The organism is Nonomuraea cypriaca, assembly GCF_015645445.1.
Taxonomy (GTDB): domain Bacteria; phylum Actinomycetota; class Actinomycetes; order Streptosporangiales; family Streptosporangiaceae; genus Nonomuraea; species Nonomuraea cypriaca.
In genome coordinates this window covers 1-9,278 of the sequence record NZ_JADOGI010000331.1, presented here as the reverse complement: position 1 = coordinate 9,278, position 9,278 = coordinate 1, and the positions used below count along the sequence as shown (strand labels likewise).

Annotated in this window: 11 protein-coding genes; 3 read left to right on the top strand and 8 right to left on the bottom strand. The window is 70.6% G+C overall.

Annotation, left to right across the window (positions count from 1 at the left end; translation table 11 throughout):
* Positions 1-283 precede the first annotated feature (283 nt).
* Positions 284-625, top strand: coding sequence for a hypothetical protein (locus tag ITP53_RS51215; RefSeq protein WP_195902758.1), 342 nt, complete (start codon positions 284-286; stop codon positions 623-625).
* A 160-nt stretch (positions 626-785) separates the two neighbouring features.
* On the opposite strand, the gene ITP53_RS51210 is transcribed toward ITP53_RS51215, so the two are convergent.
* The 6 genes from ITP53_RS51210 to ITP53_RS51185 all read right to left on the bottom strand — a co-directional run bounded on the left by ITP53_RS51210 (position 786) and on the right by ITP53_RS51185 (position 5,452).
* Positions 786-1,142 carry a DUF4180 domain-containing protein gene (locus ITP53_RS51210; RefSeq protein ID WP_195902757.1) on the bottom strand — a complete coding sequence of 119 codons (357 nt, stop codon included), beginning with the start codon at positions 1,140-1,142 and terminating at the stop codon, positions 786-788.
* A gap of 44 nt (positions 1,143-1,186) precedes the next feature.
* Positions 1,187-1,588, bottom strand: coding sequence for a helix-turn-helix domain-containing protein (locus ITP53_RS51205; protein WP_195902756.1), 402 nt, complete (start codon positions 1,586-1,588; stop codon positions 1,187-1,189).
* Positions 1,589-1,625: 37 nt separating this feature from the next.
* Complete coding sequence (locus ITP53_RS51200; RefSeq protein WP_195902755.1) at positions 1,626-2,525, bottom strand: serine hydrolase domain-containing protein; 900 nt, start codon at positions 2,523-2,525, stop codon at positions 1,626-1,628.
* 93 nt (positions 2,526-2,618) lie between these two features.
* A complete protein-coding gene (locus tag ITP53_RS51195) occupies positions 2,619-2,969 on the bottom strand; it encodes a RidA family protein (RefSeq protein ID WP_195902754.1) in 351 nt (116 codons plus the stop codon).
* A gap of 33 nt (positions 2,970-3,002) precedes the next feature.
* Positions 3,003-3,983, bottom strand: a complete 981-nt coding sequence (locus ITP53_RS51190) for a threonine ammonia-lyase (RefSeq protein ID WP_195902753.1) — start codon at positions 3,981-3,983, stop codon at positions 3,003-3,005.
* Positions 3,980-5,452: an amidohydrolase family protein gene (locus ITP53_RS51185; RefSeq protein WP_195902752.1), complete on the bottom strand. Its 1,473-nt coding sequence runs from the start codon at positions 5,450-5,452 to the stop codon at positions 3,980-3,982. Before ITP53_RS51185 ends, ITP53_RS51190 begins: the two co-directional genes overlap by 4 nt.
* A 73-nt stretch (positions 5,453-5,525) precedes the next feature.
* Here ITP53_RS51185 and ITP53_RS51180 point away from each other — a divergent pair, with 73 nt between their 5' ends.
* A complete protein-coding gene (locus tag ITP53_RS51180) occupies positions 5,526-6,623 on the top strand; it encodes an Lrp/AsnC family transcriptional regulator (protein ID WP_195902751.1) in 1,098 nt (365 codons plus the stop codon).
* 154 nt (positions 6,624-6,777) lie between these two features.
* Entirely contained in the window at positions 6,778-8,355 is a 1,578-nt protein-coding gene (locus tag ITP53_RS51175; protein ID WP_195902750.1) for an AbgT family transporter, read from the top strand.
* A 48-nt stretch (positions 8,356-8,403) separates the two neighbouring features.
* Here the strand turns inward: ITP53_RS51175 and ITP53_RS51170 are convergent, their stop codons facing one another.
* Together ITP53_RS51170 and ITP53_RS51165 are read right to left on the bottom strand one after the other, a co-directional pair.
* A complete protein-coding gene (locus tag ITP53_RS51170) occupies positions 8,404-8,760 on the bottom strand; it encodes a nitroreductase/quinone reductase family protein (protein ID WP_195902749.1) in 357 nt (118 codons plus the stop codon).
* A 113-nt stretch (positions 8,761-8,873) separates the two neighbouring features.
* The coding region (locus ITP53_RS51165) for a DNA glycosylase AlkZ-like family protein (protein WP_195902748.1) at positions 8,874-9,278 on the bottom strand (405 nt) is incomplete at its 5' end.

Genomic DNA, 9,278 nt, shown 5'->3' with positions numbered 1-9,278 from the left:
TGCGACGCCCGCCGTGCAGCTGGAGCGGGCGTCGCACGCTGGTAACAGTTGGTAACCGAAGGAATGCCTACGACTCCCCGCTTACCTCAGCGGTTGTGCGAGTCGCTGGTGTTCGCGAGACGGGCTGTCGGCAACGCGGCTTTTCCCCGTGTACGACGGCGATCGCCGAGTTCGCCCCGCCGGCGGCGGTCCGTTGGGTGAACGGGCGTGGCGCTGCCCTCCTACCACAAGATCGCTACGTATAGTGATGGCCGATGTCACTTCGTGATTACAGGGGGAGATCATGAGAGGTAGCCTCATCGCCACCGGCGGGGCGCTGCTCGCCGCGGCCATGGTGTTCGGTTCGGCCGGTACCGCCGCCGCCGACATCTGGAACGACTGGACCCACCATTACCCGGCCCACTGCGACCTCGGGGTAAACGACGACTCGACCTACCACCACATCACCGACCACGGGGTGTTCTCCGGCACACGGGACGCCGACGCCTGCAAGGGCCACAACGGGTGGGCCCACAACGGCAAGTGGGACTGGGACCACAAGCGCCACGGTCACCACAATTTCCACAAGTGGAAGCCGACGCACTGGCCCACCAGCGGCACCGGCAACTGGATCGGCGACACCTAGACCCAAGGCGTGGGCGTCGGCTCACCTCGCAACTCACATCGGTCCCGGTCCCGCCCCGCGGGTGCCGGGACCGTTGGTGTTCCGCGAAGGCCTCACATCTTCTGTACTCCGCCCACGAGATGACGGCCGCGGTTCGGACGCTGCGCGAAGCCGTTGGGGCTCAGCCGCGTCCGCGGGACGAGCGCCGGGCGGTCAGCTCCGCCAGGTCGCTGACGAACCAGATGTGGTCGCCGCGGTTCACCTCGTACACCCAGTCGCGCAGCGCGGAGCTCGCGGCGGTGTGGCGGGAGACGTCGCCCACGATGGCCAGGCCGACACCGTAGTTCACGAACTTCTGGGCGATCTCGCCCGCCACGCCGGTGCGCAGCGTGAAGAAGTCGTCGTGCAACCGTTCTGCGGGAACGGCCACCCAGGTGGCGCCCCGGCCCCACGCCTCGCCGATCAGGTCGAGCGCGTCGCGGGTCTCCCGCAGCGGCTCGCCGTGCGGCTCGCACACGTGAACGTGCTGGTCATGCATGAGCGGTCCTCCATGCCTCTCTCGGGTACGGTCGCGCACGGGCCTCACTCCCTCACCAGCGCGTCGACGATCCTCAGGACCTGGGCGCTCTCCTCCAGCCCACCCAGGACGACGATCTTCAGGTGCGCCCGCCGCTCGTCGTAGACGAACTGGACGCGCAGCCCGTGCGGGCCACCGGCCAGGGCTCCCGTGACCATCGTGCTGACCCGGTCCATCTCGCGTCTGGAGACGCCGTCGATCTGCACGATGCTCGACACCTCGGCGTGACGGGGCGGCGCGGGGGCGCTCACCGGCAGGCCGGCGAACGTCGCCAGGTCCTCCTTGGCGATGCGATACCGCTTGCCGACCCGCACGGCGGGCAGCCGCCCGTCCCGCACGTAGTTACGCACGGTCTTGACGTGCAACCCCAGCAGCTCAGCCGCCTGCTCCACGGTGTATTGCTCCATAACACTCCCTATTATGTCGCACAAAGGGAGTGATAAGTCATTCAGAGGAAGCGAACTCGTCGAGGAGACCGTCGAGGAGGCCCACCCGGCGTTCGGTGTCGTCCGCGAGGGCGATGAGAACGATGCTCAGGTCCAGGGCGGGGACCCGGGCCTGGAGGGCCCGCAGGCCCGGCCAGCCGCCCCCGTGCCGATAGACGCGGTGCCCTGCGTGCGAGCGGACGCCGATCCCCCAGGCGTAGTCGACGGGGGTTCCGTCGTCGAGGCGTCCAGGGGTCTGCATGAGCGCCGAGACGCCCAGCTCGTCGGTGTTGAGCGCCTGGCTCCAGCGCAGCAGATCGCCGGCGCTGCTCCACACGCCTCCGTCGCCCAGGGACAGCGGGGCGGGACGAGCAGGGGTGAGCGAGGCGGCGCCGGCGGGCGCGGGACCGGGGCCGGGCCAGTAACAGGTGTCCGCCATCGCCAGCGGGGCGAACAGCCGGCGCCGGGCGAAGTGCGGCAGCGGCTCGCCGGCCACCCGTTCCACCACGGCGGCAAGGCACACGTATCCGGCGTTGGAGTAGACGTGCCCGGTACCAGGCCGGCGTTCCAGGGCCGGGAACCGGGCGAGCGCCCGGATGACGCCCTCGGTGGTCCGGTCCGCGTCGCCGGCCATGAGGGCGTCGATCGCGGCGTCGGGCGGGAGGGCGGCCGTGTGATGGACGAGGTGCCGGATCCGGACGGTGTCCGCCCACGCGGGGAGCCGGGGCAGCCAGCGTGACAGGGCGGATTCCAGGTCCAGCTCGCTCTGCCGGACGAGCTGCGCCGCGCAGGCGGCGGTCATCTGCTTCGACAGCGATGCCGCGTAGGCGACCGTCGTGGCGCCCAGTGGCTCGCCGTCGGCCGTCAGGCCCTGGGCCAGCAGGAGGGGTGGCGCGCCGGCCTGCTGTATCCCGAGCACGATCGGCTCGTCAGCTCGATAGCCGGCCCTGGTAACAAGGACTGACGGCAAAGAGGACACGCACGACATCATGCCTGCGCCCCGGCCGAAGCGTCAGGGGGCCTTCACCACCGCGTCGATCTCCACCACGCTGCCGTACGGGAGTTCGGACACCCCGACGACGGTGCGGGCCGGCCTGGGCTCGGGCCAGAGGTCGAGGAACTGTTCGTTGGCCGTGTCGCGCAGGGCGATGTCGGTGACGAAGTAGGTCAGCTTGACCACGTCCTCCAGCCGGCCCCCCACTGTGGCCATGCGCCGCCGCATGGTGTCGACCGCCGCGTCCAGCGCCGCGCGGCCGCCGGCCACCACGGTGCCGTCCTCCCGCAGCGGCAGCGAGCCGGACACGAAGACCAGCCCGGCCGCGACCACGGCGGGACTGTACGGGTGGTGCGGATCAGCGCTCATGCGGGACCTCCGGACGGGTGGGTTCGGTGCGGATCAGCGCTCATGCAGGGCCTCCAGGCGAGTGGGTTCGGTGAGGACGTCGGCGAGCAGCTGGGGATTCACCGAACCGCCGCTGAGGATGGCCACGTGCTTGCCGGTCGTCTCCCCGGCGAGGTAGGCGGCGAAGGTGACCGCACCGCTCGGCTCCGCGACGAGCCGGGCGTCCAGGGCCAGGCGCCGTACGGCGTCCAGGATCTGCTCCTCGCCGACGGTCACGATCCCGTCGAGGTGGCGGCGGATCTGCTCCCACGGCACCTCGCCGAGGACGTTGGTACGCAGCCCGTCGGCCACGGTCCGGTACGTCCGCTCCGGCTCCCACGCGACGCGCCGGCCTTCGCGAAGGCTCTGCGCCGCGTCCGAGGCCAGCGCCGGCTCCACCCCGATCACCAGCGTCCGCGGTCGCAGCGCCTTGACCGCGGTGGCCACCCCGGCCGCCAGCCCGCCCCCGCTGACCGGGACCAGCACCACGTCCGCGTCGGGCAGGTCTTCCATGATCTCCAGGCCCACGGTGGCCTGGCCGGCCACGACCGCCGGATCGTCGAACGGCACCACCGGCAGGTAGCCGTGCCTCTCGGCGAGGACGAACCCGTGGGTGTCCCGGAGAGCCGGTGGCACCAGTACGACTTCCGCGCCCAGCTCCCGTACGATGTCGATCTTGTTCGGCGGCGCGGTGTCCGGCATCACGATCACCGCGCGCAGTCCGAGCCGCTGCGCCAGCCAGGCCACCGAGCGCGCGTGGTTGCCGCTGGAGTGCGCCACGATCCCGCGTTTCCTGGCCTCCGGCAGGACTTGCTTGATCTTGTTGTAGGCGCCGCGCAGTTTGAAGGCCGCCGTCGGCTGCAGCGACTCGGGCTTGATCCACAGCGGCCTGCCGGGGTCCGCCAGGGCGAACGGCACCAGCGGGGTGCGTACCACCGTGTCGGAGATGCGGTCCGCGGCGGCGCGGATGTCCGCCAGCGTCACCAGCCCGGTCATGCCAGCCGTCCCTTCACGGCCCTGCCTGGCCTCGCGTCCAGCAGCAGTTCGCCATCGCGTACGACGAACTCGCCGCCCACGAGCAGGTGGTCGACGCCGGTTGAGGGGCGTCCAGGCTCGGTGTACGTCGACCGGTCCGACACCGCGTCGAGGTCGAACACCACGAGGTCGGCGTCCGCGCCCGCCTGCACCCGGCCCTTGTGCCGGAACTGCGGCGCCACCGAGGACAGCACCTCGGCGGGCTGGAGCGTGCACCGCCGTACCGCCTCGATCAGTGACAGGTGGCCCGAGCCGCGCACCATCGTGGCGAGGAACCGGGAGAACGTCCCGCTCGTGCGCGGGTGCCCGGCCGATGCGGGAGGCAGCGGCCAGGTGTCGGTGATCAGCCTGCCGTCCGGGGCGGCGAACGGGATCGCGTCGGAGGCGACCGCCGTGTCGGGCAGCAGCAGGGCGCGTTCCAGCACCGACCAGTCAGCCGGGTCGTCCTCGTTCAGGTAGTGGATGGCGACCATCGCGCCCGGGTCGGTGCGCTGGATCTCGCGCAGCCGTTCGGCGTCCGCCGGCCGCTCCCCCGTGGCGGCGACCACGAGATCGCTCGGGGTGATGCCGAGCTTGGGAAGGTTCTCCGGGGACAGGAACGGCACGCCGATGGTGGTCATGCCCGCGCCGTACGGGTAGGCCTCGGTGGACACCTTCAGTCCGTGCCCGCGGGCGCCCGCGACCACCGCGCCGATCTCGTCGATGGCGCGCAGCGAGGTGCTGTTGATGTGGCACAGATGCATGTGCGCGCCCGTGCCGGCGGCCGCGGCGACCACTTCGGCGATGCCCTCGAGCGCGGTCTCCGGGTCGTCGGGGTTCTTGAACCTGGCATGGGTGTACGTCGGCACGTCGTAGCGCTGGGCCAGGCGGGCTACCTGGACGTACTCCTTCCGCCCGGTCCGCGGGGCGTAGCCGAGCAGCACCCCGATGCCGAGGGCGCCTTCGTGCAACTGGCGTTCCAGCTCGGCCAGCACCTGGTCGATCTGCGCCGGCGTGGCCCGGTCGCGCCAGCGTGGGCCGCCGCACAGGGCGGCGAAGCTCTCCCAGCCGCCGTCCGGCTCGGCGCCGTCGAACACCTTCATCCGCGCCATGGCCCAGGACGCGGAGTAGCCGAAGTTGATCGGGCGGCCCTCGTCGCTCGCGCGCTGATAGGCGACATGTACGGGTGCCGCGCCCGATTCGAGCTCCAGGGCCGTGCTCACCCCGTCCATGGCCTGCATCCGCAACGAGCCGACGGTCTGCGCGTGGCTGTGCAGGTCGATGAAGCCCGGCGCGAGCACGCGGCCGGACACGTCGAGTTCGCGCCTGGCGGGCGCCGGGTCCTCGGACACTGACGTGATCTTGTCGCCCGTGATGGCGACGTGCCGGACGGCGTCCAGCCCGGTCTCCGGATCCACGACGCGGGCGCCGCGCAAGAGTAGGTCATTCACAAGGGAATCATCGCGATCCGTCGCTATCTAGACCTACACTGCCGGAATCCGACATGATTGGAGCTGAGACACCATGGAATCCGTCATGCTACGCGAGAACGATCTGGAATTGATAGACGCGCTCCAGATCAACCCCCGGGCGTCCTGGGCCGAGGTCGGCGCCGTGCTCGGCATGGACCCGGTCACCGCGGCCCGGCGCTGGAAACGGCTGGCGGACGACCGGCTCGCGTGGTGCACGGTCGCCCTGGGCCAGCGCCAGCTGCACACCATGAGCGTGGCGTTCCTGGAGCTGACCTGCGAGGCCGGCGCGGCCGGCCAGGTCGCCGCGGAGCTGGCACGACAGCCGCACATGATCACGGTGCAGCACATCGCCGGTTCGTACGATCTGTGGACGATCGCGATCGCCCCCGACCTGGCCGCCCTGTCGGAGTACCTGCTGCACCAACTGCCCACGCAGCCCGGGGTGACCAGGGTGCGCACGCACATCGCGACCCGGGCGTTCGACCTGAGCATGCGGTGGCGGCTGCGGGTGCTGAACACCCACCAGGCCGCCCGCCTGCATCCGGAGCCGGGCACGCCCGCGGTGACGCGGCCGATGGACGAGATCGACCGCCGCCTGTTCGTCGCGCTGAGCGTGGACGGGCGGCGCAGTTTCGCCGAGCTGGAGGCCGAGCTGGGAATGTCCGCGCGTACGGTGCAGCGCCGGATCAACCGGCTGGTCGCGGTGGGCGACATCACCTTCCGCTGCGACCTGGCCAGGCGGCTGGCGGGCTGGCACGACTCGGCGGTGCTGTGGCTGGCGATGCCGGACGACCACCTGGAGAGCACCGGCGAGCAGCTCCTGCGCTGGCCGGAGACGCGTACGTGCGCGGCCGTCGCCGGCCCCAACAACCTGCTGCTCACCGTGGGTCTGCACGGCGTGGCCGACCTGCACGGGCTGGTCACCCGGCTGCGCCACGAGTTCCCGCACGCCACGATCGTGGACAGGCAGATGGTGCTCCGCCAGGTCAAGCTGTACGGGCGGGTGCTCGACCCGGTCGGCCGCTGGTCGTCGACGACGCCCCTGGACCTGTGGGCGCTCGATTCCGGTACGGCGTCGACCGGCGGCCCGGCGCCGGCGGTACCGTCACGGGAGGTGGGCCGCTGTTTCGCTGAGGTCAAGGACATGTGACGCGCCCTCCCTCGATCTGACCAGTACCTGCATAAATACCGCCCTTTACGACGGTTTCCGGCGATGAATCGGCCGACATGACTGCGCTGACCATACTTTCGCCAATCACATGCCGACGAGAGCCACCGTAGGCGGCGGCGCGAAGGATCCCCTCATGCTGAAGACCGGCCAGCCCACCACCCTTGACCGGGTGCTGGGCGGAGTGGAACGACTGGGCAACCGGCTGCCCAGCCCGTTCGTCATGTTCGTCGGCCTGTTCGTGCTGATCGCGCTCGCCTCGTGGCTCGCGGCGGCCCTCGGCGCCACGGTGCAACTGCCCGGCGCGGCCGAGGCGACGCCGGTCAAGAACGTCCTGTCCGGCGAGGGCCTGGTTGAGCTGCTCGGCTCGGCGGTGGACAACTTCGTGGAGTTCCCGGCGCTCGGTCCCGTGCTGACCGTGGTGCTCGGGGTGGGCGTGGCGCAGGGCACCGGCGCTCTGGAGGCCGCCGTGCGCCTGGCGTTCTACCGGGTGCCCCGCTCCCTGGTGCCGTACGTGGTGGCGTTCGTCGCCTGTCAGGGACACGTCATGTCCGACGCGTCGTTCCTGGTCATCCCGCCGCTGGCGGCCCTGGTGTTCAGCGCCGTCGGCCGGCATCCGCTCGCCGGCCTCATCGGCGCCTACGCCTGCACCGCCACCGGGTACGCCGGCGGTCTCCTGCTGGGCACGCTGGACGCGAGCCTGGCCGGCATCACCGAGAAGGCCGCCGCGCTGCTCCCGGGCACCGACGGCTACTCCACCAACATCGCCATGAACTACTACTTCGGCGCCGCGGCCGGGCTGGTCCTGCCGATCGTCGGCGGGCTGCTGATCTCCCGGGTGCTCGAACCGAGGCTGCCCGCGTGGCGGCCCGGCAAGGGCTCCGGTGACGGCCCCGGTGCCGGCCCAGGTGATGGCCCAGGTCATGGCAGGGACGGCGCGCGGGTCGAGGTGACGCCACAGGAACGGCGTGCGCTGCTGGTCAGCGGGCTCGTGGTGGCCGGCTTCCTGGCGCTGGTCGTGGTGGCCTGGCTCATCCCGGGCAGCCCGCTGCGCGACCCGGACGGCTCGCTGGTCCCTTCGCCGCTGCTGAGCAACCTGGTGCCGATCATCGCGTTGGTGTTCTTCCTGTTCGGCTACACGTACGGCCGGGTGATCGGGCTGGCCAAGAAGGATCGCGACGTCTACGCGATGATGACCACGGCGATCAAGGAGATGGGCGGCTTCATCACGCTCATCTTCATCGTGGCCCAGACGCTCAGCGTGCTGTCCTGGAGCGGGCTGGCCACGTTCCTCGCGGTGGAGCTGGCGGACGCGGCGAAGGCCGTCGGGCTCGTCGGGTTCCCCGCGCTGGTCTTCCTGGTGCTGCTGTCCATGGTGCTGAACCTGGTGATCACCTCGGGCTCCGGCCTGTGGTCGCTGGAGTCGACGGTGATGGTGCCGGCGCTCATGCTGCTCGGGCTGTCACCGGCGATCATCCAGGCGACTCACCGCATCGGTGACTCGATCACCCAGGCGATCTCCCCCATGCACATCTTCCTGTACTTCATTCTGGCCGCCGCGCAGAAGTACGAGCCCGGCCTCAAGCTCGGCACGCTGGTGTCCAGGCTCCTGCCGTTCGTGCCCGCGTTCGGGCTGGTGTGGGTCGGCGTGCTGGCCGTCTTCTACTTCGTCGGCCTGCCGGTCGGCCCCGGCGCGTCGATCCAGCTGCCCTGACCACATGAGCGTACGGGCGAGGGCCGCCACACGAATATCCGGCACCGGTCAGCCGAGTGGGACTTCGACGGCCACATCCGGGTCCGAGTAGTATTCCGCCACGTCATCCGCACCGTACTTGGCGCGGAAGTCGTCTATCACTTGACTCACTTTGTCCGGATTTGTGATCGGGTTGCCTCGCGTGCTGTACGCGGCATCGCCCGCGTACAGGCCGATCGTGGGTGTCACGAGCAGGTTCTTGTACCACTGGCTCCTCGATCCGGTCACGGGAAGCAGGTACAGCTTGTCGTCCTGCCGGACGAACCACACGGGACGGGACGTCTCACGACCGGTCACCCGGCCGGTGGTCGTGAGGTCTATCTCGTTCGTTTCGTTCAGGGCCGACTCGAAGTCGTTGAGTGCCATGTGTCCTCCTTCGTACGGCCTTCTGGTGGAGCCGTATCCAGGCGGAGATCCACAACTCCAGGCTTGGTGACATCCTTGGACACACTTGAGGCTCGCCGTCGGGACGGCGGGCGCTACGCGTGGGGGCCCACGGCCACGGGGCCGATGGTCAGGCGAGGCCGGCCCTCCATGATCTCGCCCACCCGGTCCACCTGCTCGTCGAGCTCGCGCAGCATGGCAGGGGTCAGGTCGTGGAGCGGCTCCACGGTGATGTCGATCTTGCCGCCAGAGCGCCGCTGGTGCCAGACGCCGCTCACGACCCCGTCCACGAGCAGCACGGGGAAGTTGCCCGCCTGCCCGCCGGCCAGGGCACGCGTCGCCGCCGCACCCGGATAGAGCAGTTCGCGCGGCCGGCCCGCCACCACGTAGGCGTCGAAGTACGGCAGCAGCCGGACGCCCCGCGGCGGATCCTCGGGCACCTCCGTGTCTCCCGCGAGCACCCAGGCCCGCCGGCCCGCGAACAGCACCTCCTCCAGCCC

What these genes read in the sequence shown, in the direction of transcription:
- ITP53_RS51195 (WP_195902754.1), bottom strand. Translation starts at nt 2,969, where the DNA reads ATGAGCGCTGATCCGCACCACCCGTACAGTCCCGCCGTGGTCGCGGCC.
- ITP53_RS51180 (WP_195902751.1), top strand. Translation starts at nt 5,526, where the DNA reads ATGGAATCCGTCATGCTACGCGAGAACGATCTGGAATTGATAGACGCG.
- ITP53_RS51190 (WP_195902753.1), bottom strand. Translation starts at nt 3,983, where the DNA reads ATGACCGGGCTGGTGACGCTGGCGGACATCCGCGCCGCCGCGGACCGC.
- ITP53_RS51205 (WP_195902756.1), bottom strand. Translation starts at nt 1,588, where the DNA reads ATGGAGCAATACACCGTGGAGCAGGCGGCTGAGCTGCTGGGGTTGCAC.
- ITP53_RS51175 (WP_195902750.1), top strand. Translation starts at nt 6,778, where the DNA reads ATGCTGAAGACCGGCCAGCCCACCACCCTTGACCGGGTGCTGGGCGGA.
- ITP53_RS51215 (WP_195902758.1), top strand. Translation starts at nt 284, where the DNA reads ATGAGAGGTAGCCTCATCGCCACCGGCGGGGCGCTGCTCGCCGCGGCC.
- ITP53_RS51210 (WP_195902757.1), bottom strand. Translation starts at nt 1,142, where the DNA reads ATGCATGACCAGCACGTTCACGTGTGCGAGCCGCACGGCGAGCCGCTG.
- ITP53_RS51170 (WP_195902749.1), bottom strand. Translation starts at nt 8,760, where the DNA reads ATGGCACTCAACGACTTCGAGTCGGCCCTGAACGAAACGAACGAGATA.